This window comes from uncultured Zoogloea sp. (genome assembly GCF_937894855.1).
GTDB classification, from domain to species: domain Bacteria; phylum Pseudomonadota; class Gammaproteobacteria; order Burkholderiales; family Rhodocyclaceae; genus Zoogloea; species Zoogloea oryzae.
In genome coordinates this window covers 77,445-101,301 of sequence record NZ_CALAYQ010000035.1, presented here as the reverse complement: position 1 = coordinate 101,301, position 23,857 = coordinate 77,445, and the positions used below count along the sequence as shown (strand labels likewise).

The 23,857-nt window shown below is 65.5% G+C and carries 26 protein-coding genes; 18 read left to right on the top strand and 8 right to left on the bottom strand.

Translation table 11 applies throughout. The features are described 5' to 3' along the window. The 6 genes from Q0672_RS03970 to Q0672_RS03945 form a co-directional block, all read left to right on the top strand. Positions 1-1,604: DNA polymerase III subunit gamma/tau C-terminal domain-containing protein (locus Q0672_RS03970; RefSeq protein ID WP_298619974.1), on the top strand; the 1,604-nt coding region annotated here is incomplete at its 5' end. Between the two features lie 24 nt (positions 1,605-1,628). Next, positions 1,629-1,952 carry a YbaB/EbfC family nucleoid-associated protein gene (locus Q0672_RS03965; RefSeq protein ID WP_284187768.1) on the top strand — a complete coding sequence of 108 codons (324 nt, stop codon included), beginning with the start codon at positions 1,629-1,631 and terminating at the stop codon, positions 1,950-1,952. 6 nt (positions 1,953-1,958) lie between these two features. Beyond that, the gene (gene recR / locus Q0672_RS03960; RefSeq protein ID WP_298619971.1) at positions 1,959-2,555 is read left to right on the top strand and encodes a recombination mediator RecR; all 597 of its coding nucleotides are present in this window, start codon (positions 1,959-1,961) and stop codon (positions 2,553-2,555) included. A gap of 25 nt (positions 2,556-2,580) precedes the next feature. After that, positions 2,581-3,780 carry a CaiB/BaiF CoA-transferase family protein gene (locus Q0672_RS03955; protein ID WP_298619969.1) on the top strand — a complete coding sequence of 400 codons (1,200 nt, stop codon included), beginning with the start codon at positions 2,581-2,583 and terminating at the stop codon, positions 3,778-3,780. 81 nt (positions 3,781-3,861) lie between these two features. After that, positions 3,862-4,881 (top strand): UDP-glucose 4-epimerase GalE, encoded by a 1,020-nt coding sequence (gene galE, locus Q0672_RS03950; RefSeq protein WP_298619966.1) that lies wholly within the window; start codon positions 3,862-3,864, stop codon positions 4,879-4,881. Next, positions 4,878-5,261 carry a DUF2237 domain-containing protein gene (locus tag Q0672_RS03945; RefSeq protein WP_153161202.1) on the top strand — a complete coding sequence of 128 codons (384 nt, stop codon included), beginning with the start codon at positions 4,878-4,880 and terminating at the stop codon, positions 5,259-5,261. The genes galE and Q0672_RS03945 overlap by 4 nt, the downstream gene beginning before the upstream one ends. On the opposite strand, the gene dacB is transcribed toward Q0672_RS03945, so the two are convergent. Then, positions 5,262-6,692: a D-alanyl-D-alanine carboxypeptidase/D-alanyl-D-alanine-endopeptidase gene (gene dacB / locus Q0672_RS03940; protein ID WP_298619961.1), complete on the bottom strand. Its 1,431-nt coding sequence runs from the start codon at positions 6,690-6,692 to the stop codon at positions 5,262-5,264. 266 nt (positions 6,693-6,958) lie between these two features. Here dacB and petA point away from each other — a divergent pair, with 266 nt between their 5' ends. From petA to Q0672_RS03900, 8 genes are all read left to right on the top strand, one after another. Continuing rightward, complete coding sequence (gene petA, locus Q0672_RS03935; protein WP_153161204.1) at positions 6,959-7,552, top strand: ubiquinol-cytochrome c reductase iron-sulfur subunit; 594 nt, start codon at positions 6,959-6,961, stop codon at positions 7,550-7,552. Positions 7,553-7,555: 3 nt separating this feature from the next. Further along, the gene (locus Q0672_RS03930; RefSeq protein ID WP_284187773.1) at positions 7,556-8,821 is read left to right on the top strand and encodes a cytochrome bc complex cytochrome b subunit; all 1,266 of its coding nucleotides are present in this window, start codon (positions 7,556-7,558) and stop codon (positions 8,819-8,821) included. After that, positions 8,821-9,579: a cytochrome c1 gene (locus tag Q0672_RS03925; RefSeq protein ID WP_153161206.1), complete on the top strand. Its 759-nt coding sequence runs from the start codon at positions 8,821-8,823 to the stop codon at positions 9,577-9,579. Before Q0672_RS03930 ends, Q0672_RS03925 begins: the two co-directional genes overlap by 1 nt. Positions 9,580-9,687: 108 nt before the next feature. After that, positions 9,688-10,284, top strand: coding sequence for a glutathione S-transferase N-terminal domain-containing protein (locus Q0672_RS03920; RefSeq protein WP_153161384.1), 597 nt, complete (start codon positions 9,688-9,690; stop codon positions 10,282-10,284). A 148-nt stretch (positions 10,285-10,432) separates the two neighbouring features. Beyond that, on the top strand, positions 10,433-10,879 hold the full coding sequence (locus Q0672_RS03915) for a ClpXP protease specificity-enhancing factor (RefSeq protein WP_298619957.1): 447 nt from the start codon (positions 10,433-10,435) through the stop codon (positions 10,877-10,879). Between the two features lie 104 nt (positions 10,880-10,983). Then, entirely contained in the window at positions 10,984-11,490 is a 507-nt protein-coding gene (locus Q0672_RS03910) for a hemerythrin domain-containing protein (RefSeq protein WP_298619954.1), read from the top strand. Between the two features lie 24 nt (positions 11,491-11,514). Beyond that, entirely contained in the window at positions 11,515-11,907 is a 393-nt protein-coding gene (locus Q0672_RS03905; protein ID WP_298619952.1) for a DnaJ family domain-containing protein, read from the top strand. A 53-nt stretch (positions 11,908-11,960) separates the two neighbouring features. Next, the gene (locus tag Q0672_RS03900; RefSeq protein WP_298619949.1) at positions 11,961-12,842 is read left to right on the top strand and encodes a flagellar brake protein; all 882 of its coding nucleotides are present in this window, start codon (positions 11,961-11,963) and stop codon (positions 12,840-12,842) included. Positions 12,843-12,861: 19 nt separating this feature from the next. Here Q0672_RS03900 and Q0672_RS03895 read toward each other — a convergent pair whose 3' ends face one another. Beyond that, complete coding sequence (locus Q0672_RS03895; RefSeq protein WP_298619946.1) at positions 12,862-14,127, bottom strand: D-amino acid dehydrogenase; 1,266 nt, start codon at positions 14,125-14,127, stop codon at positions 12,862-12,864. A gap of 132 nt (positions 14,128-14,259) precedes the next feature. On the opposite strand from Q0672_RS03895, the gene Q0672_RS03890 reads away from it, so the two are divergent. From Q0672_RS03890 to Q0672_RS03875, 4 genes are all read left to right on the top strand, one after another. After that, a complete protein-coding gene (locus Q0672_RS03890) occupies positions 14,260-15,261 on the top strand; it encodes a class 1 fructose-bisphosphatase (RefSeq protein ID WP_298619944.1) in 1,002 nt (333 codons plus the stop codon). A 69-nt stretch (positions 15,262-15,330) separates the two neighbouring features. Then, positions 15,331-17,070 carry an autotransporter assembly complex family protein gene (locus Q0672_RS03885; RefSeq protein ID WP_298619941.1) on the top strand — a complete coding sequence of 580 codons (1,740 nt, stop codon included), beginning with the start codon at positions 15,331-15,333 and terminating at the stop codon, positions 17,068-17,070. A gap of 151 nt (positions 17,071-17,221) precedes the next feature. Next, positions 17,222-17,536, top strand: a complete 315-nt coding sequence (locus tag Q0672_RS03880) for a c-type cytochrome (protein ID WP_153161213.1) — start codon at positions 17,222-17,224, stop codon at positions 17,534-17,536. Positions 17,537-18,036: 500 nt separating this feature from the next. After that, entirely contained in the window at positions 18,037-19,218 is a 1,182-nt protein-coding gene (locus Q0672_RS03875; RefSeq protein WP_298619938.1) for a porin, read from the top strand. A gap of 177 nt (positions 19,219-19,395) precedes the next feature. On the opposite strand, the gene proB is transcribed toward Q0672_RS03875, so the two are convergent. The 6 genes from proB to Q0672_RS03845 all read right to left on the bottom strand — a co-directional run bounded on the left by proB (position 19,396) and on the right by Q0672_RS03845 (position 23,850). Continuing rightward, complete coding sequence (gene proB / locus Q0672_RS03870) at positions 19,396-20,514, bottom strand: glutamate 5-kinase (protein ID WP_298619935.1); 1,119 nt, start codon at positions 20,512-20,514, stop codon at positions 19,396-19,398. Then, positions 20,495-21,661 carry a GTPase ObgE gene (gene obgE / locus Q0672_RS03865; RefSeq protein ID WP_298619932.1) on the bottom strand — a complete coding sequence of 389 codons (1,167 nt, stop codon included), beginning with the start codon at positions 21,659-21,661 and terminating at the stop codon, positions 20,495-20,497. The genes proB and obgE overlap by 20 nt, the downstream gene beginning before the upstream one ends. An 87-nt stretch (positions 21,662-21,748) precedes the next feature. Further along, the gene (gene rpmA / locus Q0672_RS03860) at positions 21,749-22,012 is read right to left on the bottom strand and encodes a 50S ribosomal protein L27 (protein ID WP_153161217.1); all 264 of its coding nucleotides are present in this window, start codon (positions 22,010-22,012) and stop codon (positions 21,749-21,751) included. A 12-nt stretch (positions 22,013-22,024) separates the two neighbouring features. Further along, on the bottom strand, positions 22,025-22,336 hold the full coding sequence (gene rplU, locus Q0672_RS03855) for a 50S ribosomal protein L21 (RefSeq protein WP_153161218.1): 312 nt from the start codon (positions 22,334-22,336) through the stop codon (positions 22,025-22,027). Positions 22,337-22,420: 84 nt separating this feature from the next. Then, positions 22,421-23,281, bottom strand: coding sequence for a nuclear transport factor 2 family protein (locus tag Q0672_RS03850; protein WP_298619928.1), 861 nt, complete (start codon positions 23,279-23,281; stop codon positions 22,421-22,423). 152 nt (positions 23,282-23,433) lie between these two features. Beyond that, positions 23,434-23,850 carry a hypothetical protein gene (locus Q0672_RS03845; protein ID WP_228111850.1) on the bottom strand — a complete coding sequence of 139 codons (417 nt, stop codon included), beginning with the start codon at positions 23,848-23,850 and terminating at the stop codon, positions 23,434-23,436. Between the last annotated feature and the right edge of the window lie 7 nt (positions 23,851-23,857).

Here is a 23,857-nt window from a genome sequence, read left to right as displayed (position 1 = left end):
TCTACATGATCGACGAAGTGCACATGCTCACCGGGCATGCCTTCAACGCGATGCTGAAGACGCTCGAAGAGCCGCCCGAGCACGTCAAATTCATCATCGCGACCACCGACCCCCAGAAGATCCCGGTCACCGTGCTGTCGCGCTGTCTGCAATTCAACCTCAAGCAGATGCCGCCGGGCCACATCGTCGGCCACCTCACGCGGCTGCTCGAGGCCGAGGCCGTGCCCTTCGAGCCGGGCGCGCTGCGCCACATCGCCAAGGCCGCCAACGGTTCGATGCGCGATTCCCTGTCGCTGCTCGACCAGGCCATCGCCCACGGCGCCGGCAAGGTCGAGGAACAAGCCGTGCAGGACATGCTCGGCACGGTGGGCGACGACCACCTCTACGCCGTGCTGGACGCGCTGGTCGCCAATGACGTGGCCGCGCTGATGGCCGCTGTCGATGGCATGGAGGCGCGCAGCCTGTCCTTCGAATCCGCGCTGCAGTCGCTGGCCGCGCTGCTCCACCGCATCGCGCTGGTCCAGCTGGCGCCGGCGGCGGTTGCCGACGAGTTCGAAGCGGCCCGCCTCGCGCCTTACGCGCAAGCCTTCGACGCCGAGTTCCTGCAGCTTGCCTACCAGATCACCATCCACGGCCGCGACGAGCTGCCGCTGGCCCCCGATGAGACCACCGGTTTCTCGATGACCCTGCTGCGCCTCTTCGCCTTCCGCCCGGATCAGCCGGCCGGACTGGGCGCGGTGATGGCGGGTGGCGGTGGTCAGGGGCAGGCGCGCCCGGTGCCGGCCCGTCCTGCGGCACCCGCACCCGCTGCGCCTGCGCCGCGGCCGGTTGCCGCTCCGGTCGAGCCGCCTGCTGCTGCGCTGGCGCCCGTGCCCGCACCGGAACCCGTGCGTGCGCCCGAGCCTCCGCCCGTCAGCGCCGAGGTGCCGCCGCCTGAGCCGGTTCGTGCCCCCGAGCCCGCCAAGCCGGCCGAAGTCGCCAAGCCGGTCGAATCCAGTGGCCCCGATTACGGCAGCAGCGTGCCGCCCTGGGAGGATCTCCCGCCGGAAGCCCACGAGATCGCGCCGGCGCGCCCGGTGCCCCAGCCGGCGCCGCCCCGCGAAGCGCCGCCGGTCGCCGTCGCCCCGGAGCCCGAGCCCACCGCGATCCGCCAGCCGGAACCTGAGCCCGAACCCGCCAGGCCTGCGCCGCCCGCAGCCCGTCCGGCGCCGGCGATGTCCGGCAGCGTCGATTGGCACGGTCTCCTCAACGAGCTGGGCCTTGGCGGCCTCAACCGCGAACTCGCCCAGCACTGCGAGCTGCTGGGCACGGCCGACGACACCTTCAAGCTGCGCCTGTCCCACACCCATCGGCACCTCTTGCAGATCAACAAGGGCGGCGCCGAAAAGCTGCAGGACGCGCTGAGCGCCCATCTCGGCCGCCCCATGCGGGTGGCCATCGAGGTCGGCGAGATCGCCACCGAAACTCCCGCCCAGCGCAACCAGGCCGAGAAGGCCGAGCGCCATGCGGCGGCGGTGGCGGCACTGGAGCAGGATCCTTTTGTTCGCGAACTGATCGAACGATTCGATGCGACGCTCGAGGAAGCGTCGGTCAAACCCCTCTGAACCCAACTCTCTGGAGAAGTCACCATGATGAAAGGCGGCATCGCCGGCCTGATGAAACAGGCCCAGCAAATGCAGGAAAACATGAAGAAGATGCAGGACAGCCTCGGCGGCATCGAGGTCGAAGGCCAGTCCGGCGCTGGCATGGTCAAGGTCCAGATGACCTGCAAGTACGACGTCCGCCGGGTGAGCATCGACCCGTCGGTGATGGACGACAAGGAAATGCTCGAAGACCTGCTGGCCGCCGCGGTGAACGACGCCGTGCGCCGCGTCGAGACCACTACCCAGGAGAAGATGTCCGGCTTTACCGCCGGCCTCAATCTGCCGCCGGGCTTCAAGATGCCGTTCTGATCGGCCGTGAGCGCACCTTCCAGCCTCGACGCCCTCATCGAAGCCCTGCGCTGCCTGCCGGGCGTGGGGCCCAAGTCCGCCCAGCGGATGGCCTACCATCTGCTGCAGCGTGACCAGCGCGGCGCGGCGCGGTTGGCCACCGCCCTCGGGCATGCCCTCGAGGTGCTGCGCCACTGCGCCCGCTGCAACACCTTCTGCGAAGACGAGGTGTGCGCCCGCTGCGCCAACCCGCAGCGCGACGCCAGCCAGCTGTGTGTCGTCGAGATGCCCGCCGATCTGGCGATGATGGAGCAGACCCACAGCTTCCACGGCCTGTATTACGTGCTGATGGGCCGGCTGTCGCCGCTGGACGGCATCGGCCCGCGTGAGCTGGGGCTGGAGAAGTTTCTCCATCGCGCCTGTGACGGCGTGGTGCAGGAAGTGATCCTTGCCACCAACTTCACCAACGAGGGCGAAGCTACCGCCCACATGATCTCCGAGCTGCTGCGTAGCCGCGGCATCAAGGTGAGCCGCATCGCCCGGGGCATTCCGGTCGGCGGCGAGCTGGAGCACATCGACACGGGCACCATTGCCCAGGCGCTGGTGGAGCGCCGCGCCCTCTGATTTCGTCCCCTTCGGGAGTCCCACGATGGTCCAACCGGCCAAACCCCTCGCCGGCGTCAAGGTGCTGGAACTCGGCACGCTGATCGCCGGCCCGTTCTGCACCCGCATCCTGGCCGAATTTGGCGCCGAGGTGATCAAGGTCGAATCGCCCGATGGCGGCGACCCGCTGCGCCAGTGGCGCAAGCTGCACGAAGGCACGTCCCTGTGGTGGTCGGTGCAGGCGCGCAACAAGCGCTCCTTCACGGCGAACCTCAAGGACCCGGACGGCCTCGCCGCGGTGCGCAAACTGGCGGCCGAGGCCGACATCGTGGTCGAGAACTTCCGCCCCGGCGTGCTCGAAAAGCTCGGCCTGGGCTGGGACGTGCTCTCCGCGGCTAATCCCGGCCTGGTGATGGTTCGCCTGTCCGGCTTCGGCCAGACCGGGCCGTACAAGGATCGCCCCGGCTTTGGCGCCATCGGCGAATCCATGGGCGGGCTGCGCTACATCACGGGCTTTCCGGATCGTCCGCCGGTGCGCACCGGCATCTCCATCGGCGATTCGATCGCCGCCCTGTGGGCCGCCATCGGCGCGCTGATGGCCTTGCGCCACCGCGAGGTGAACGGCGGCGCCGGGCAGGTGGTGGATGTGGCGCTTTACGAAGCCGTGTTCGCGATGATGGAAAGCATGGTGCCGGAGTTCGACGTGGCTGGCTTCGTGCGCGAGCGCACCGGCAACGTGATGCCGGGCATCACCCCGTCCAACACCCACACCACGCGGGACGGCCGCCACATCATCATCGGCGGCAACGGCGATGCGATCTTCAAGCGGTTGATGAACGCCATCGGCCGCGCGGATCTGGCCGACGACGCGAGCCTTGGCAACAACGCCGGCCGCGATGCCCGCGCCGACGAGCTCTACGCCGCCATAGACGCCTGGGTGCGCGAGCACGACGGCGATGCCGTGCTCGCGGCGATGGAGGCAGCCCAGGTGCCCGCCAGCGCGGTGCTCTCGGTGGCCGACATGTTCAAGGACGCCCAGTTCATCGCCCGCGACATGTTCGAGCAGGTCAATCTGCCCGGCGGCCAGCCCATGAAGATTCCCGGCATCGTGCCCAAGCTCTCGGATACGCCGGGCAGCACCGAATGGCTCGGGCCGAAGCTCGGCGAGCACACCGACGAGATCCTCGCCAGCCTCGGCTACGCCCCGCAGGAAATTGCAGCCCTGCGTGAAAAAGGCGCGGTCTGATCGCTTTCCAGCAGGCCAGTCGACGGCGCTGCCGCGGTATCATCCTGGCATTCCCGATCACTCTTCATCGCGACTGATTCAATGGCTACCATCCTCGTGACCGGCGGCGCCGGCTACATCGGCTCCCACACCTGTGTCGAACTCCTCGCGGCCGGCTACGACGTGGTCGTGGTGGACAACTTCAGCAACAGCAAGCCCGAGGCCCTGCGCCGCGTCGAGGAGATCGCCGGCCGCAAGCTGGCGGCCTTCCACCGCGCCGACATCCGCGACAAGGCGGCCCTGCGTGAGATCTTCGCCGCCCACGCCATCGAGTCGGTGATCCACTTTGCGGCCCTCAAGGCGGTCGGCGAATCCGTCGCCAAGCCTTTGATGTACTACGACAACAACATCGCCGGCACGGTGGCCCTGGCCGAGGTGATGGCCGAGGCGGGCGTGAAGTCGCTGGTGTTCAGCTCGTCGGCCACGGTGTATGGCGACCCGGCCAGCGTGCCGATCCGCGAGGATTTTCCCACCGGCCCGACCAATCCCTACGGCCGCACCAAGTGGATGATGGAGTTCGTGCTGTCCGACCTCGCCGCGGCCGACCCGGAATGGCGCGTGGCGCTGCTGCGCTATTTCAACCCGGTGGGTGCCCACGCCAGCGGCCGCATCGGCGAAGACCCCAACGGCCTGCCCAACAACCTGATGCCCTACGTGAGCCAGGTGGCCGTCGGCCGCCTGCCGCAGCTGCGGGTGTTCGGCGGTGATTACCCGACGCCCGACGGCACCGGGGTGCGCGACTACATCCACGTGGTGGACCTGGCCGTTGGCCATGTGGCGGCAGTGCGCCGTCTGGCCGAACGCCCGGGCGTGCTCACCGTCAATCTCGGCACCGGCGCCGGCTACAGCGTGATCGACGTGATCAAGGCCTTCGAGAAGGCCAGCGGCCGTCCGGTGCCCTACGAGATCGTCGCCCGACGCCCAGGCGACGTGGCTCAGTGCTACGCCGAGCCGACCCTTGCCGCTGAGGAGCTCGGCTGGCGTGCCACCCGTGGCATCGACGAGATGTGCGCCGACGCGTGGCGCTGGCAGAGCAGCAACCCGCAGGGGTATCCGGATTGAGCGACCTTCCTCCCAGCGACGCCCTCAACGTGCTCGGCGGGCCGCTGCTCGCCTGCAGCTACGCGCCCCTCACCGGCTGGATGCGCACCGGCTGCTGCGAGGCCGACCCCAACGACATCGGCCGCCACCACGTGTGCGTGAAGGTGACGGCCGAGTTCCTGGCCTTCAGCAAGATGCGCGGCAACGATCTTTCCACGCCGCGGCCCGAGTTCCGCTTTGTCGGCCTCAAGCCTGGCGATCGCTGGTGCCTGTGCGCCCTGCGCTGGCGGGAGGCCTGGGAGGCGGGCATGGCGCCACCGGTGGTGCTTGAATCCACCCACATGGCGGCGCTCGAGGTCATCCCTTTCGACGCCCTGCGGCGCCACGCCTACCAGGGCTGATCACAGCCCGGCGACCCACTCCATCAGCGCGTCCTGCGCCTCCCGCGCCGCGCCGGCGTTGGGGTGATTGATCATCAGTACCACCACGTAGCGCCGGCCGCTGTTGGCGAGCACGTAGCCGGCAATGCTGCGCACGCCGTCAAGGGTGCCCGTCTTGACGTGGGCCGAACCCGCCGCGGCGCTGCCGGCCAGCCGTTTGCGCGCGGTGCCGTCGATGCCGGCCACCGGGAGCGACGAGATCAGCTCCGGCATCGTCCGACTGCGCCACGCCGACTGCAGCATCTGGCCGAGGGTGGCGGCGGTGATCCGCTCGTTCCGCGACAGCCCGGCGCCGTTCTCGATCACCAGCCCGGCGGTCGGGATGCCGTTGCTGGCCAGGCTGCGCTGGGCCGCCCGCGCGCCCGCGGCCACCGAATCCTCGCCCGGTTCGCTCACCGCGCCGAGGGTGGCGAGCACCTCCCGGGCGATCACGTTGTTCGACCACTTGTTCATGTCCCGCAGCACTTCCGGCAGCGCGGGCGAGACCGTCTCGACCAGCAGGCGGGCGTCGGGCGGCGTGCGGCCGTCGCGGAAGCGCCCGCCGATCTCGCCGCCGAGCTCCTTCCAGATCGCCCGGAACATGCCCTCGAAGAGGCGGTCCGGCGGCAGCGGCGCGAGGTTCCAGTCGAAGGCCTCGGTGCAGCCCTGGGGAAGTGCACCTTCCAGCGTCAGGCGGACGCCGCTGGCGCCTTCGGCCTTGGTGGCCACGAGGGTGTTGGTCGGATCGCCGCAGCTGCCGTTCTGGCCGCGGCGGATCCGGTTGTCGATGACAAGGCCGGCCGGCATGGGCTCGCTGCTCACCCCGGCGCCGCCAGCGGTGGGCTGCACGCGCACCCGGATCGCCCCGTAATCGATGGAAAGCGCGTCGGCGCCGGCGTTGTAGGGGCGCAGTGGGCGCTGGTCGAAGACGCCCGGGTCGTGGGGCGGCAGGCGGAAGAAGCTGCGGTCGGTGATCACGTCGCCGTCGATGCGCCGCACACCCTGGGCGCGCAGGTCGCGCAGGGCCAGCCACAGGCGCTCGCGGGACAGCCTCGGATCGCCGCCGCCGGTGATGTGAAGATCGCCGTGGAGCGTCTGCTGGCGGATCTCAGCGCGGGTGGCGAAGCGGGTCTTCCAGGTGAAGGCCGGCCCGAGGCGGTCGAGGGCGGCGAAGCTCGTTACCAGTTTCATCACCGAGGCCGGGTTCATCGGATCCTGGACACGCTGGGCGATGACCGGCGGCGTGGCGTCCATGTCCTGCACCAGCACCGCTGCGGCGCTGCGGGGAATGCCGGCCCGGGCGAGGCTGGCGTCCAGCGTCGCGGGCCAGCTCTCCGCGAAGGCGGGCAGAGCGCCGCCGAGCAGGGTGGCGAAGAGGATCCTTTGGGCGAGGCGGCGGGTCAGGGCGGGCATCAAATGGCGTTCCGGCGGCAACAGGGAGGCGGCCGCGATTATGCCCGACGGCCTTCAAGCCCTTGCTGCGGCGCCAAAAAAATTGCGCCTGACAGGGCGCAAAGTTCGATCCGGATGCCCTCCGGTTAGCCCCGAAACCCGAATAATCTCCAATGCTGGCGCGGGTTTAGCAGGCTGGCCCTTTTTTTAGGGCGGGTATTTCGCTATACTCCGCAGGTTTTCCGTATTGCGATCTTCGAAGTCTCTTTTATTGAGGTTAGTGGGCCATGAGCGTGGATCAAAAAGTGGATGCGGGTCGGCGCCAGCTGTTGCTGGTGACGTCGGCTGCGGGGGGCGTGGGCGCTGTAGCCGCCGCCGTACCGTTTGTCGCGAGCCTGACGCCGTCCGAACGAGCCAAGGCAGCCGGTGCTCCGGTTGAGGTGGATATCAGCAAGCTGCAGCCCGGTCAGATGATGACCGTCGAGTGGCGCGGCAAGCCGGTCTGGATCATCAACCGGACCAAGGAAATGCTGGATTCTCTGAAGAAGACCGATAGCGAGGTCAGCGATCCGAAATCCGAGAAGCCGATGCAGCCGGCTTATGCCCAGAACGAAACCCGTTCCATCAAGCCGGAAATCCTGGTGGCGGTCGGTATCTGCACGCACTTGGGCTGTTCGCCGTCCGATAAGTTCAAGACTGGCGCCGAAAGTGGTGTCGCGGCCGACTGGCCGGGTGGCTTCCTGTGCCCCTGTCACGGTTCGACCTTCGACATGGCTGGTCGGGTTTACAAGAGCAAGCCGGCGCCGGACAACCTCGAGATCCCGCCGCACAAGTATCTGAGCGACGCCAAGATCATCATCGGCGAAGACGGAAAGGCATAAACGATGACGACCAAATCTCAAGCGGTTTTGGACTGGATCGACGCGCGCTTCCCGCTGACGTCGACCATCAAGGGCCACCTGACCGAGTATTACGCGCCCAAGAACTTCAACTTCTGGTACTTCTTCGGCTCGCTGGCCCTGCTGGTGCTGGTGATCCAGATCGTGACCGGCATCTTCCTGGTCATGCACTACAAGCCGGATGCCTCCCTGAACGCCTCCGGCGTGCCGGTGGCCTTCGCCTCCGTCGAGTACATCATGCGCGACGTGCCGGGCGGCTGGATCATCCGCTACATGCACTCCACCGGCGCTTCGGCGTTCTTCATCGTGGTGTACCTGCACATGTTCCGCGGCCTGCTCTACGGTTCCTACCGCAAGCCCCGCGAACTCATCTGGATCTTCGGTACCCTGATCTTCCTGGCGCTGATGGCTGAAGCCTTCATGGGCTACCTGCTGCCCTGGGGGCAGATGTCCTTCTGGGGCGCCCAGGTGATCGTGAACCTGTTCTCCGCGATCCCCGTCATCGGTCCCGACCTCTCCGTCGTGATTCGTGGCGACTTCGTGGTGTCCGACGCGACCCTGAACCGCTTCTTCTCCTTCCACGTCATCGCCGTGCCGCTGATCCTCATCGGCCTGGTTGCCGCCCACATCGTTGCCCTGCACGAAGTCGGCTCCAACAACCCGGATGGCGTCGAGATCAAGAAGAAGAAGGGCGCTGATGGCCACCCGCTGGACGGCATCCCCTTCCACCCGTACTACACCGTGAAGGACATCGTTGGCGTCGTCGGCTTCCTGATCGTCTTCTCCTTCATCGTGTTCTTCGCGCCTGAAGGCGGCGGCTACTTCCTGGAGTTCAACAACTTCATCCCGGCCGACCCGCTGAAGACCCCGCCGCACATTGCGCCGGTCTGGTACTTCACCCCGTTCTACTCGATCCTGCGTGCCGTTACCTACCCGCTGTTCGGTATCGACGCCAAGTTCTGGGGTGTGGTCGCCATGGGCGCCGCGGTGGTGATCATCGCCTTCCTGCCGTGGCTCGACCGTAGCCCGGTGAAGTCGATCCGTTACAAGGGCGGCCTCTTCAAGCTGATCCTGACGGTCTTCATCATCGCCTTCTTCATCCTCGGCTACCTGGGCGTGCTGCCTCCGACCCCGGGCCGCACCATCGTTTCGCAGATCTGCTCGGTGATCTACTTCGGCTTCTTCCTGCTGATGCCGTGGTACTCCAAGATGGACAAGTGCAAGCCCGAGCCCGATCGTGTGACCGGTTAATGAGAATGAAAGCCATGAAAAAACTTTTGACGTCTCTTCTGTTCGCACCGCTGCTTGCGCTGGCCAGCGGCCCCGAACTGCACCTGGACAAGGCTCCGGTTTCCACCGAGCCGGCTGCGCTGCAAAACGGCGCCAAGCTCTTTGTCAATTACTGCCTGAACTGCCACGGCGCCAGCTACATGCGCTACAACCGGCTGCAGCAGATCGGTTTGTCCGAACAGATGATCAAGGACAACCTGATGTTCACCGCCGACAAGATCGGCGAGCCGATGCGCATCGCGATGCAGCGTGACGAGGCCAAGGTCTGGTTCGGTGCTGCGCCTCCGGATCTGACCGTGATCTCCCGCTCCCGCGCTTCCGAGTTCGGCAGCGGCGCCGACTGGCTGTACACCTACCTGCGCGGTTTCTACCGTGACAGCGAGCGTCCGACCGGCTGGAACAACGTGGTTTTCGAGAACGTCGGCATGCCGCACGTCCTCTACGAACTGCAGGGGGAGCAGGTTGCCAAGGTCGAGGAAAAGGATGACGGTCACGGCGGCAAGACCAAAGTGATCCATCTCGAGCAGGGCAAGCCCGGCACCATGTCCAAGGAAGACTACGACAAGTCCGTTGCCGACCTCGTCTCCTTCCTGACCTGGATGGGTGAGCCGATGGCTGAAACGCGCAAGTCGATCGGTTCGATCGTCATCGCGTTCCTTGGTGTTCTTTTTGTCCTGTCGTATCTTCTGAAGAAGAACTACTGGAAGGACATTCATTAATCGGCCGGTGCATTCAAGCCGATGCAATCTCTTGCTGCAACTGAGCAAGACGCACCACGCGCCCGGCGCGTGGTGCGTGATTCAGAGTATCCGTGGGGTAACACAACGATGATGAATTTGTATTCCGGAACGACAGATCCTTTTAGTCACCGGTGTCGTATCGTGCTCTTTGAAAAGGGCATGGATTTCCAGGTGATTGATGTCGATCTCTTCAACAAACCGGAAGACATCGCCGTCATCAACCCGTACAACCGGGTTCCTGTGCTGGTTGATCGTGATCTCGTGCTTTACGAGTCCAACATCATCAACGAGTACATCGACGAGCGTTTCCCGCATCCCCAGCTGATGCCGCCCGACCCAATCATGCGTGCCCGGGCCCGTCAGTTGCTGCATACCTTTGAACTTGAGCTGTTCTCCCACATTGACGCCCTCGAAAAAAATCCCAAGGGTGCCGAGAAGGAACGTGCTCACGTTCGCGACCAGCTGACCCAGCTGGCGCCCATGTTCACCAAGCAGAAGTTCCTGCTGGGCGAAGAGTTCTCGATGCTCGACGTGGCGATCGCACCGCTGCTGTGGCGTCTGGATCACTACGGCATCGAACTGCCGCGTTCTGCGGCGCCGCTGATGAAGTACGCGGAGCGCATCTTCAGCCGCCAGGGTTTCATCGACGCGATGACCCCGTCGGAGAAGGTGATGCGGCGCTGATTGCCGATTCGGGGCCGCTTCAGACGTTGCGGCCCCGATGCTTTTCTGGTGCCCGTTCCGACCGCCTTCAGGCAGTGTCCTTCAAGCAATTCCCGCGACCACCGGACGGTCGGCTCGTCAGGGTTAAACTGGCTGGAAAGTTCGACTCATGAGTGAAATCTCCACCAAGCCTTATCTGGTCCGTGCCATCTATCAGTGGTGCGCCGATCAGGGTCTGACGCCCTACATCTCGGTCGCCGTCGATCGGCACACGATGGTGCCCCGGCAGTTCGTCCAGGATGGGCAGATCGTCCTCAACATCAGCCCCGACGCCACCCAGAGCCTCGTGATCGGCAACGAGCTGATCGCCTTTCAGGCGCGTTTTGGCGGCATCGCGCAGAACATCTCGGTTCCGGTCGACAACGTGACCGCGATTTACGCCCGCGAGAACGGCCACGGCATGGCCTTCGAGGTGGCCGGTGTGCCCACTCACGACGCCGAGCTCGAGGCCGAGACCGAATCCGTCGTTTCCGGCGAGGCGCCTGAACTGTCCGCAACCGATGAGCGGCCCGAGCCCCCGAAGGGTGGCCGCAGCCACCTGAAGCTCGTCAAGTAAGGTCTGCCGCCGGCGGCTTGATCTGGCTCAGGGAGCAGCGTGTCCGCGCGGGCGTAAAGTAGCTCCCCTTATCCGCATTAACCCACGCTTTGAGGTTTCCCGACATGGCTGCCATGGAATGGTCTGAAAAACTCGTTCTCGGTCTGGCGCCGATGGATCAGACCCACGTCGAATTCGTCGACGCCTACAATCGTCTGCTCAATGTTTCGGGTGCCGAACTGCTCGCCGAGATGGACGTGTTCATCGCCCACACCGTCGAGCACTTCGACCAGGAAAATCGCTGGATGGAGCAGATCGGCTTCCCGGCCTGCCACAAGGCCGAGCATGATCGTGTGCTGGCCGTCTGTCAGGATGTGCGCAAGCGCATGGAGCGCGGTGACGAAGCGCTCGGCCGGCAGCTGATCCGCGAACTGCCCGTGTGGTTCGACAATCACGTGGCGACGATGGACGCGGCCCTTTCGTCCTACATCGAATCCATCGGTTTCGATACCGAGACCGGCGAGGTCCGCAACCCGCCGCAGGCCGACTGCGAGGATGGCTCGTCCTCCTGCTGCACGCCGCCCGCCAAGGCGGAAGAGGGCGCGCCGGCGGCTGAAGGCCAGCCGGCCTGATCCTCGCGTTTGGCGGGGCTGGCGATGAGCATCTTCGACGTCCTTGCCGAAGAGCGCATCCGCGCAGCGCTGGCCCGGGGTGAGCTGTCCGGGCTGCCCGGTGAAGGGCGGCCGCTGGTGTTCGAGGATGACTGCCTCGTCCCCGCCGAGGCGCGGATGACCAACAAGATCCTCCGCAACGCCGGCTATGTTCCTCCGGCCCTGGCGGACCTGAAGGAACTCCGGACCCTCGTCCAGAGCCTGGCAACGGTGCAGGATGCAGCCACGGCGGCCCGGCACATGCGCCGGATGACCCGGCTCCTGTTGCAGCTCGAGGCAGCCGGACTCTCGCATGTGTCTTCGGCACTCCTGAAACGCGTTGGCGGGCCCGCCGATTTGCCGAAATTGCATTCCTCTGGCGAATTGCCCCTAAAGTAGTGGCGCCCTGCTGACGATATGTCGCTCACTCGTGTTCACATGGCAGGTGGGTGATGTCTTTCGTTCGTGTCAATAGTGGTGAAGTGGAGATCGGGCAACCGGTTCCTTGGGCGCTATACGACGACAGGAAGCAGCTGCTGCTTGCTCGTGGCGTTGTCGTCGAGACGGAAACCCAGAAGAGGGCGCTGATGGAGCGTGGCTTGTTCCGCAAGCTGCAGATCAGCGAGACCAAGCTCAACACCGAGAGCGGTGGTGACAAGCCGAGCGAAAGTTCGTTTGCCTTCGATGACGTACGGCTCGATATCGGCGACACCCTCCAGCTCCAGTCCCAGGGCGACACGGCCCAGTCGCGCTACTACGTCAAGCTGATTGGCTATCTCAAGGGCAAGAGCATCATCGTGTCCACGCCCTCCGTGGATGGCAAGGTGCTCCTGATGCGTGAAGGGCAGGCCTTTGTCGTCCGGATGTTCTCCGGCAAGAGCGTCTACGCTTTTGGCACGACGATCTACAAGGTCGCCAACGTGCCGTTTCCGCATCTTCATCTGAGCTATCCGAACCAGGTGCGCGGGCTGGTGGTCCGTCGCGGGGCCCGGGCGTGGGTCAATCTGATCTGCGCGGTCACCGGCTCGGATGGTCGCGCCCACGCTGCGTCGTTGGTGGATCTGAGTACCGGCGGTGCGATGCTCACCGCCAAGACGCCGGTGGGGAAAAAGGATGACAGTATCTCGATCAAGTTTCGGGTGACGGTGAGTGATGTGGAGGAATATCTCACCGTACCGGCCGTGCTCCGTTCTGTGCATGCTACCGCGGTCGCCGAGGGCGAAGTTCCCCAGGTGACTCACGGCGTTCAGTTTGGCGATATTCCCTATTCCGAGCAGGTCGTGCTCTCGGCCTTCGTCTATCGCGCCCTGTTCGAGGAGACCGCCGAGGTCTGATTTCGTCGGACCTCGGGCCTCAGCGGCCCTTGTCCAGCAAAAACGGAAAGTCGGGCCGGGGCTGCCGGCCGGTGACGATGTCGCTGAGTGCCTGGCCCGAGCCGCAGGCCAGCGTCCAGCCGAGGGTGCCGTGGCCGGTGTTGAGGAACAGGTTATCCACCCGCGTCCGCCCGATCAGGGGCACGTTGCTCGGCGTTGCCGGGCGCAGGCCGCACCAGTGTTCAGCCTGGCCAAGATCGGCGGCGCCGGGCAGGTGATCTTCAATCCATTTCACGATGGCCGCGCTGCGGGCGGGGTTCGGTTCCAGGTTGTAGCCATTGAGTTCTGCCGTTCCCGCCACCCGCAGGTGATTGCCTAGCCTGGAACACACGATGCGGCGGGATTCGTCGGTCAGGCTGAGGCGTGGCGCCCGGTCGGGATCGAGGATGGGCGCCGTGATCGAATAGCCCTTGACCGGGTAGATCGGCAGGTGGATGCCCAGCGGCCGGGCGATCTCCGGGCTGTAGCTGCCAGCAGCCAGCACGACGGCGTCGGCCCGCAGCACGCCCGCCCGTCGGGCGCCGTCCAACACGCGCACGCCGGTGATCCTGCCGTTGATGGTGTCGAACGACTGAAGAATGCTGTTCAGGCAGAAGCGTACGCCGGCGGCCTCGGCCCGCTTTGCGAGTTCGGTGCAGAACAGGTGCGCGTTGCCGGTTTCGTCGTCGAGGCCATGCAGGACGCCGGCCAGGCGCGGACGTAGCCCCGCCAGCGCGGGCTCGAGGCTGATCGCTTCGTCCGGGTCGAGAATCCTGCCGTGGATGCCGAGCTTTTGCAGTTGGTGAAGCTTGGCGGGCAGGTGGGCAAGCTCCCGCCGGGTTTCGAACAGGTGCAGGATGCCGCCGGTGCCGGCTTCGTATTCGATGCCTGTTGCTTCGCGCAGCGCCCGCAGCTCATTGCGGCTGTAGACGGCCAGGTTGGCGATGGCCGCTGTGTTGCGGGCCGTGCGTCCGGGCAGGCATTCGCGCAGGAAGGAGAAGGCCCAGCGCCACTGGGCGGCATCGGCCCGCCAGCGGAAAAGCAGCGGGGCGTCGCTGCGGCCGAGCCAGCGCAGCACGGTGGCCGGCGCCGCCGGATTGGCCCACGGTTCGGGGTGGCTGACCGAGATCTGCCCGCCATTGGCGAAGCTGGTTTCCATGCCCGGGCCGGGCTGGCGATCGATGACGGTGACGCGACATCCGGCCTGGGCGAGGTACCAGGCACTCGTGACGCCGGCGAGGCCGGCGCCTATGACCAAGACTTCCATGATGACTTGCGAAGAGTGCTTCTCGAGGGGCGGTGGCCCGCTGCCAAAAATCGATCCGCAATCATAAACGACGGAAGGCCCTGATCCGGGCGATAATCTCCACTTTTACTGGTTATTCCGGAGATCCGAGTCATGCGTCGAGTCACGCTCACCCAATTCCTGATCGAGCAACAGCGCAAGGGCCTGATGGGCGCCGATCTGCGCCTGCTGATGGAAGTCGTCGCCCGTGCGGTCAAGGCCATTGCCGTCAATGTTTCCAAGGGCGCCCTCGCCGGCGTGCTGGGCGAGGCTGGCAGTGACAATGTGCAGGGTGAGGCCCAGAAGAAGCTCGATGTCATCGCCAACGACATCCTGATCCAGGCCAACGAATGGGGCGGCCACCTGGCGGCGATGGCCTCCGAGGAAGTCGAGGAGATCCGCCCGATTCCCAGCGACTACCCGAAGGGTGGCTTCCTGCTGCTGTTCGATCCGCTGGACGGTTCGTCCAACATCGACGTGAACATCTCTGTCGGCACCATCTTCTCGGTGCTCCGCTGTCCCGAAGGCAGCGCGGCGGCTACCGAGGCCGATTTCATGCAGCCGGGTACGGCGCAGGTGGCGGCGGGTTATTCGGTATATGGCCCGTCCACCCAGCTCGTCCTCACCGTGGGCGATGGCGTGCATGGCTTTACGCTGGATCGCGAGATGGGCAGCTTCATCTACACCCATCCCTACATGACGATTCCCGAAGACACCAAGGAATACGCCATCAACGCGTCCAACCAGCGTTTCTGGGAGCCGCCTGTCCAGCGTTACGTGGCCGAGCTGCAAGCCGGCAAGGAAGGCCCCCGCGAGCGCGACTTCAACATGCGCTGGGTGGCCTCGATGGTGGCCGACGTGCATCGCATCCTCACCCGTGGCGGCATCTTCATGTATCCGCTCGACAGCAAGATGAAGGACAAGGGTGGCAAGCTGCGCCTGATGTACGAAGCCAACCCGATGGCGATGATCGTCGAAGCCGCTGGCGGCGCCGCCACCACCGGCCGCGAGCGCATCCTCGACATCCAGCCGAATCAGCTCCACCAGCGCGTACCGGTGGTGCTCGGCTCGAAGAATGAAGTCGAGCGCGTCACCCGCTACCACCTCGAAGGCTGATCACCTTCAGCGCAGCCCGGCACACCCCGTCCAGCCGGGTGGGGGCGGGTGCCTGCTAGAATCCGCCCCGTGCCGTTTCATGTCCTTGTCCTTCGCCTGCTTTGCGTGCTGATCGCCCTTGCGCCGATCGGTGCGCGCTCGGCAGAAGGTGGCGTGACGCTGGTGGCGCCCGACGAGCTGAGACCCCTGCTCGTCAGGCATCTGGATTTCCTCGACCGCAGCGCCGATGGCGCACTCGACGAAGGCGGGCGGGTGGCGCTGCTGCGCCGGGCCCGCAAGGAAATCGGCGACATCCTCGCCACCGAAGGCTATTTCTCGCCTGGCATCGAAGGCGAAGCCGGGTCGGACGGCGGATACCGGATTGTCGTCAAGCCGGGGCAGCGAACCCGGATCGCCCGCGTCGAGATCGGCGTCACCGGCGATCTGGCCCGCGACGAGGGCGACCGGGCCGCAAGGCTCGCCGCCATCAAGGCCCGCTGGGATCTGCCGGTGGGGCAGCCCTTCCGGCAGGCCGACTGGAGCACCGCCAAGCAGCGGCTGCTCGACGCCATCAGCACCCGCGACTACGCCGCGGCAACGATCACCGACAGCGAGGCGGTGATCGATCCGGTCTCCGCCGAAGCCGTGCTGACCGTGCAGGTGGATTCCGGGCCGGCCTTCCGTTTCGGTCCGCTGGAGGTGACCGGGCTGGTGGATTACGACCAGTCCCTCATCGAGCGTTATCGCCCACCCAAGGCTGGCGAGCCCTACAGCCAGGAACGCCTGCTGCTTTTCCAGACCGCGCTCCAGAACACCAGCTACTTCGCCTCGGTGGTCGCCGACATCGATCGCCACAGCGAAACCCCTGGCGCGGCGCCTGTCCGCGTGCAGGTCATCGAGGCCAAGCCGCGGCGGCTCGGATTTGGTGTGGGCGTGAGCAGCAATACCGGCTACCGGGTCGAGACCAGCTACCGGGATGCCAATTTCCTCGGCGAACCGTACAACCTCGTCAGTGGCCTGCGGATTGAGCAGCGCCGCCAGCTGGGTTACATGGACGTGTTCCTGCCGCCTACCCCGGATGGCTACCTGGACAGCGTCGGCGCGCTGGCCGAGCACACCAACATCGCCGGCCTGCAGACCCGCCGGCAGTCGATTGGTGTCGTTCGCACCATTCCGCGGGGAAAGATCGAGAACCGCTTCTCCCTCAACTACCAGCACGAAGTGCTGATCCCCGAAGGTAGCCTGCGCACCAGCCGGGGCGCGCTGACCGCGAACTGGTCGTGGACCCATCGCAACGTCGATAGCGTCCTCGATCCCCGCCGGGGCCATGTGTTCAATGTGCAGGTCGGCGGCGCGTCCCAGGCGCTGATGTCCGACCGCAACTTTGCCCGCTTCTACGGGCGCTACCAGCGCTTCATCCCGGCCTTCGGGCGCGACGTGGTGATCGTGCGCGCGGAAGGCGGCATCACCGCGGCGCAATCCCGCGAGGGGGTTCCCCAGGATTTCCTCTTCCGCACCGGCGGCGCCCAGACCGTGCGGGGCTATGCCTACCAGAGCCTCGGCGTGCAGGACGGCAACGCCACCGTCGGCGGCCGCTACCTCGCCGTGACCAGCGCCGAATACGTCCATTGGGGCTGGGGCGACTGGGGCATTGCCACCTTTGTCGACGCCGGCAACGCCAACGATGAGCGCAAGCTCTTCAAGATGAATGTCGGCTATGGCTTCGGGCCGCGCTGGAAGAGCCCTGCCGGCCCGATCGCCGTCGATCTGGCCTACGGTCAGAGCGACCACCGGGTGCGGCTGCAGTTTGCGGTGGCGATCGCGTTCTAGCCTGCGGACGTCAACGTGCCCGGGCTGCCGCGCGTTGTCGGCATGCGACTGTTTTCAACGGACGGTGCGATTTCGGGTCGCATTGGCAAACGTCCGGGCTGGGTTTAGACTCCGTTAATATTTCCCTGCATCACCACTTGAGAGGATCACAATGAAAAAACTCGTTGCTGTTGCCGCCATCGCTGGCCTGATGGGTTCCACCGCCGCCTTCGCCGACGCCGGCGCCGATCTGGCCAAGGCCAAGAACTGTCTCGCCTGCCACGCCGTCGACAAGAAGCTCGTCGGCCCGGCTTACAAGGACGTGGCTGCCAAGTACAAGGGTGACAAGTCCGCTGAAGCCAAGCTGATCGAGAAGGTCCAGAAGGGTGGCGTTGGTGCCTGGGGCCAGGTTCCGATGCCCCCCAACCCGCAAGTCAGCGCGGCTGACGCCAAGACCCTCGTGGCCTGGGTGCTCAGCCAGAAGTAAGGCTGCCGCGGGTCGGCAGGAAGAGAACGCCCCGGCATCTCTTCTCTGCACTCGGCAACAACGCCCTGCTCACGCAGGGCGTTGCTTTTTGGGGACGCAGATCAGCCATTGTGGATTGGCGTGGCGACGCAGGCTGAGCGGGGATGGCTGATGGCGTCCAGCTTTTCCATGGGCTACGGAGGTGGCTTCAGTGGCCGTCAGGGTGGCGTCCTTCGTGGCTTTTCAGGCGAATGGAAGGCCCGGTTGCCAACCTGGACAGGCGCTTCGACGCCCCTGATCCCGGCCGTCCGTTGCTGCTTGAGTACCCCCGCGCCGGCGCCGCCTTGTCTTGTTGCGAACTTGCAACAGTCCACCCGGCGGGCGCATCCAAAAAACAACGCTGTCCTTGCCCTGGGCTTCCCTTCGCACAGACAATGCAGTCCAACTTCTCGTTAGAGAGGTGAAATTGGTCGGCCCCGCGAAAGCGGCGCGTGCCAGTCTTCAATCAAGAGGAGAATCATATGCAAAAGAAACTGATCGCTCTGGCCGTTGCTGGCCTGGCTTCCACCGGCGCCTTCGCTCAAGCCAACGTCACCGTCTACGGCGTGGCCGACGCTTCCTTCGACGTTGTTCGTACCTCCAACGCCGTCAGCGAACTGGGCAACACCACCCGCGTTTCCACCAACTCGTCCCTGATCGGTTTCAAGGGCGCTGAGTCCCTGGGCAACGGCCTGACCGCCGTGTTCCAGTACGAAAGCGGTGTCGGTTTCGACAACACCGGCGCTCTGGGCGCTACCCGTGACAGCTTCGTCGGCCTGGCTGGCGGTTTCGGTACCGTGGTTCTCGGTAACCTGACCGGCCCGACCCGTGCTCTGGGTGCTGCTGTCGACGTCAACGCTGGCGCTACCGGCATCGGTGCCAACTCCGCGCTGCTCGGCAAGCTGGGCAACAACCTGCTGGGCACCACCAACACCACCAGCGGCAGCTACACCGCGGCTGGCAATGCCAATTGTGACCGCAACACCACCTGCACGTCGATCTTCGACACCCGTTGGAAGAACGCCATTGCCTACGTCTCCCCGACCTTCGCTGGCCTGAACGTGACCGCTGCTTACGTCGCCAACGAAAACAAGACCTTCAACAACAACGGGTTCGGCACTGCCTACAACCCGTCCAACACCAAGGGCTACGACGTTGGTCTGAAGTACGCCAATGGCCCGGCCATGGCTGCTGTCACCTACAATGCCGTTTCCCTGGGTAACGAAGCCAACACCGACGTCAGCGACTTCCGCGTTGGTGGTGTGTATGACTTCGGTATGGCTTCCGTCCGCGCCGTGTTTGATCGCGCTCGTGCTGACCACTTCGGTGGCAACACCGTTACCCAGAACGTCTTTGGTCTGGGCGGCACCTTCAACGTGACCCCGGCTGGCAAGCTGCTGGCTCAGGCTTACTTCGCTCGTGACCTGAAGGTCAACGGCTCCTCCTCCAAGGACTCCGGTGCCAAGCTGTTCGAAGTTGGCTACGAGCACAGCCTGTCCAAGCGCACCATGCTGAAGGCTGTTTACGCTCACCTGAACAACGACGACAAGGCCTCTTACGACTTCGGCATCAACGCCGTTGGCGTGAATTCCACCTACAATGGCGGCGCCACCGGCGGTGCGACCATTCAGGGCGTTCAGCTGGGCCTGCGTCACTCCTTCTAATTCAGACTTCGTCTGAGTCAGAAATCAACGGGCACCTTCGGGTGCCCGTTTTTTCGTTTACGAAGGCTGCTGGCTGTGACGTGATGCCGACAGTTGCCTGCCTGACGTGACGAGTGTGTCACCCCAAATGAAAAGGCCACCCGGAGGTGGCCTTTTCATTTGGGGCTTGAGTCGATCTCAGCCTATCAGGATCAGATTGTCCCGGTGGATGAGTTCGGGCTCTTCGATGAATCCCAGCAATGACTCGATCTCGCCCGAGCCGTGGCGGACGATTCGGCGGGTGTCGTTGGCTGCGTAGTTCACCAGGCCGCGGGCGATCTCCCTGCCGTCGCGGGTGCGGCATGCGACGACCGCCCCCCGGGTGAAGTCGCCATCTGCCGCGATCACGCCGATCGGCAGGAGGCTCTTGCCGGACTTCAGGGCTTCGATTGCGCCATCGTCGAGGGTGAGGCTGCCGGCCAGTTGCAGGTGGTCGGCCAGCCATTGCTTGCGGGCAGCGAGCGGGGTGCTGGTGGCGTAGAGCAGGGTACCGAGCTGCTCGCCCCGCGCGACACGCAGCAGGGCGTCCGGCTCGCGGCCGCTGGCGATGCAGGTGTGAGCGCCACTGCGGGCCGCGCGTTGGGCGGCACGCACCTTGGTGATCATGCCGCCTTTGCTGATGCCGGAGCCGGCACCGCCGGCCATGGCTTCCAGGGCGGTGTTCTCGGCGCGTTCCTCGCTGATCAGCGTGGCGGACGGATCCTTGCGGGGGTCGGCGGTGTACAGCCCCTGCTGGTCGGTGAGGATGACCAGCGCGTCAGCGTCGATCAGGTTGGCGACGAGGGCGCCGAGGGTGTCGTTATCGCCGAACTTGATCTCGTCGGTGACGACAGTGTCGTTCTCGTTGATGATCGGGATGACGCCGAGTTCGAGCAGGGTGACGAGGGTCGAGCGGGCGTTGAGGTAGCGCGTGCGATCGGCCAGGTCGGCATGGGTCAGCAGGATCTGGGCGGTGTGCAGGCCGTTGGCGGCAAAGACGCTTTCGTAGGCCTGGGCAAGGCCCATCTGGCCGACGGCGGCCGCTGCCTGCAGCTGGTGCATCTCTTGGGGGCGGCTGGTCCAGCCGAGGCGCTGCATGCCGGCGGCGATGGCGCCCGAGGAGACCAGGACGACCTCGCGGCCTTCGGCGCGCAGGCCGGCGATCTGCCGGGCCCAGTCGGCGAGGGCGTCGATGGCGAGGCCTTCGCCGTTGTTGGTGACGAGGGCGCTGCCGACCTTGGCGACCAGCCGGCGGGCGTTACGGATTGCGGTTCTCATCGTCGTCTTCGTCTTCGTCGTCGTAATCTTCGTCGTCGGCGTCATCGGTGGGGATGTCGTCGTCTGCTGCTTCGAGGTCAGGGTTTGCGGCGGCCTCGAGGGCGGCGGCGTCGGCCGCGGCCTGGGCGGCAGCCTTCTCTTCGTCGAGGAGATCCTGGATTGCGAAGACCACTTCCTGGCAGCCCTGGCGGCTGATGGCCGAGACTTCGAAGTGGCGCTCGATGGGGCCGTAGGCTTCGAGGAAGGCGGCGATGCGTTCCCTGCGCTCTTCTTCGTCGGGGATCAGGTCGAGCTTGTTGAGGACCAGCCAGCGGCGCTTCTGGTAGAGGCTTTCGTCGTACTTGCGCAGCTCTTCGACGATCGCGTGGGCGTCATGGACCGGATCGGCTTCGGGGTCGAAGGGGGCGAGATCGACGATGTGCAGCAGGATGTGGGTGCGCTGCAGGTGGCGCAGGAACTGGTGGCCGAGGCCGGCACCGTCGGCCGCGCCTTCGATCAGGCCGGGGATGTCGGCGATCACGAAGCTGCGGTTTTCGGAGGTGCGCACCACGCCGAGATTGGGGGCGAGGGTGGTGAAGGGGTAGTCGGCGACCTTCGGCTTGGCGGACGAGACCGCGCGGATGAAGGTGGATTTGCCGGCGTTGGGCATGCCCAGCAGGCCGACGTCGGCCAGCACCTTGAGCTCGAGGTTGAGGCTCTTGCGCTCGCCTTCCTGGCCCATGGTCTTCTTGCGCGGGGCGCGGTTGGTGCTGGTCTTGAAGTGCAGGTTGCCCAGGCCGCCGCGACCGCCCTTGGCGATCAGGACGCGTTTGCCGTCGTGGTCCAGGTCGGCGATGATCTCGCCGGTTTCCTGGAGCGAAACGATGGTGCCGACAGGCATGCGCAGTTCGATGTCGTTGCCGCCCTTGCCGTAGCAGTCGGCGCCACGGCCGTTCTCGCCACGTTCGGCGAGGAAGGTGCGCTTGTAGCGGAAATCGATCAGGGTGTTGAGGTTGCGGTCGCCGACGGCATAGACGTCGCCGCCCTTGCCGCCGTCACCGCCATCCGGGCCGCCCATGGGGATGTATTTTTCGCGGCGGAAAGTGGCGGCGCCGTTCCCGCCGTCCCCGGCGATGACTTCAATTCGGGCTTCGTCGAAAAATTTCATGGGTGCTTCCGGTGTTGGGGGATTCGGGCCCCCGAAAGAAAAAAAGCCCTATCGTTGGATAGGGCTTTGGCAACCTGCTGTCGGCGCTTATTCAGCGGCGGCGACGATGCTCACGGTGCGACGCTTGTTGGCGCCTTTGACGGTGAACTGGACGGTGCCTTCGGTCAGCGCGAACAGGGTGTGATCCTTGCCGATGCCGACGTTTTCGCCCGGGTGGTATTCGGTGCCGCGCTGGCGAACGATGATGTTGCCGGCGAGGACGAACTGACCGCCATAGCGCTTGACGCCAAGGCGTTTGCTTTCTGAGTCGCGACCGTTACGGGAACTGCCGCCAGCCTTTTTGTGTGCCATGTGGGTTGCTCCTTAGGCAGTGATGGCTTCGATGCGAAGCTCGGTGTAGTTCTGACGGTGACCCTGATGCTTCTGGTAGTGCTTGCGACGACGCATCTTGAAGATCTTGACCTTGTCGTGACGGCCGTGGGAAACCACGGTAGCCGTGACGGTGGCGCCGGCAACCACGGGGGTGCCGATCTTGACCGACTCGCCTTCGCCGACCATGAAGACTTGGTCGATGGTGATCTGCGAGTCCACGTCAGCCGGTATCTGTTCTACTTTGAGTTTTTCGCCGACGGTGACACGGTACTGCTTACCGCCGGTTTTTATGACCGCGTACATGGATGTACTCCGAGTGATGGTTTTCAGGAAACGCGGAAGTTTATCGGTTTCCGGCCCTTGAGTCAAACGGTTTTGCGTTTTGCTTCAGTGGCCTATGCGTTCCTGAACGATCTGCCAGGTGCTGCCGCTGCGGGCCAGCTCGATGGTCTTGGGCTCGGTGAGCTTGAGATTGCCGGAGCGGTAATGCTGGATGAAGCGGGCGCTGGCCTTGTCGCCATCGACGCGGATGTCGATGGCGTCGAGCTTCACGGTGATGTCGCCGGGGCGTGCGATGCGCTGGCGCCGCTGCTCGGCCCAGGCGCTGCGGTCGAGGTCGCCGGCCGGCTTGAAGCTGCTGGCGTAGTGGCTGAGGTAGGCGTCGACATTCTTGGCGGACCAGGCGCTTGCCCAGGCCTGGAGGGTGGTCTGGATGGTGTCGCTGGCGGCGGGCGCGGCGGGTGTCGCGGGCTTGGGCGCTGCGGCCGGGACGGTCGGGTTGGCGGCAAGCGGTGCGGTGGTCGCGGGTGCCGGGGGCGCGGCGGGAGCGGTGGCCACGGGCGTCGGTGCGGCGGGGATCGGCGGCGTCGGCGGGGTGTCGTTGCTGGCAGACGGGGTGTCGAGGGCGCTGGTGTTCCTGGCCAGGTGGGAGACTTCGGCCGGCAGGATGTTTTCGGCGCCGGAGACGAAGGTGGCGCCCGGCGCGGCGGCCTGGGCGCTGCGGATCGCCGGCGCGCTGCTGGCGGTGACCGGCGGCGTGGGGGCGGCAGAGGCCGGCACCTGGGTGGCGGGTTGCTGCGCATCGGAGAACGGCAGATTGCCTTCGAGGCCGAGCTTGATGGCGAAGATCGTCGAAACGAGAGCGAACATGCCGGCGATGCCGGCGATCAGCCAGAGGACGGTCTGCACCGCGGAAAGCGGGCGCGGACGGCTATAGGGGGGCTGCGGGTTGGTGTTGCTGGTGGTCATGTGTTGCTGGCGAGAAGTGGGTTCCGGGGGATTTTAGGCGGCTGGCCGGATCGCGTTTGCAACATTCCTCCGCATCGGGGGTTTGCTGACGCAAGTTCACAGACCCTTCCGTGAAATGCTGACGCGTCCCGCGTTGCGGCTTGCGTGAGGGTTCAGGGCAGGCGCAGGAGGACGCGCATTCCGCTGGTGATGTCGGTGCGTTCGAGGTAGCCGATGAGGTTGGGCGTTTCGGCGAGCCACTGGCGGGCTTCGCCGACGTTGTCGGCTTCGATGGGCGGGGTGGCCCGGCCGTTGAAGACCAGCCGGGATCGGTAGGCGACGATCTGGGCGGGGTTCTTGTTGGTGAGCTTGAGGTAGAAGTCGTCGCGGGTCGCGCCGTTGGGCAGATCGACCAGCTTGACCGGGGTGCCATCGATGAGGGTGGTGGCCCGGCCGAGGTAGAGCTTTTCGGCCTGTTCGCGGCTGAGCTCGATCGCACCGCTGCGCTGGCTCGTGACGATGACGATCTCGGCCTGGGCGGCCGCGGGCAGCAGTGCGGCAGCGAGTGCGAGGAGTCGGATCAGGCGCATGGGTGAC